This is a genomic window from Rhizobium ecuadorense, from assembly GCF_001187535.1.
Classification (GTDB): Bacteria; Pseudomonadota; Alphaproteobacteria; order Rhizobiales; family Rhizobiaceae; genus Rhizobium; species Rhizobium ecuadorense.
Window position 1 is genome coordinate 1 of the sequence record NZ_LFIO01001628.1, and the last position, 491, is coordinate 491.

Consider the following 491-nt stretch of genomic DNA (forward strand, 5'->3'; position numbering starts at 1 on the left):
GGCTTCATTCAGGGAGGCGGGCTGGTTGCGCCTCCCGAATTCACCAACGAGATCGGCACCTTGTTGCCGATCGCACCATGAGGTCTTTCCTCATTGTAGTATCTACGCCAATCCTCCATCTTTTCGCGGGCATCCGCAAGGGTCAGGAACCAATGCTGGTTCAGGCATTCTGCACGGAAGCGGCCATTGAACGCTTCGATGAAAGCATTATCAGTCGGCTTGCCGGGGCGTGAGAAGTCCAACGTCACACCCTTGGAATAGGCCCACAGGTCCAAGTCGCGCGACACGAACTCGGTCCCTTGGTCGACACGGATCGTTTTCGGATAGCCGGCTTTTTGGCACACCCGTTCAAGGGTTTGCACAACGTCTTCGCCTCTATAGCTATGACGTGGATCAAGCACCGGCACGTAGCGCGAGAAGGTGTCGACCACCGTCAGCACGCGCAGTTTCTTACCCGTTGCGAGTTGGTCGTGAACGAAGTCCATCGCCCA

The 491-nt window shown here is 56.8% G+C and carries 1 pseudogene; it reads right to left on the reverse strand.

What is annotated here, in order from left to right:
• Positions 1 to 8: 8 nt before the first annotated feature.
• Positions 9 to 491, reverse strand: a pseudogene (locus AF337_RS32810) (IS3-like element ISRel21 family transposase); the annotation flags it as partial.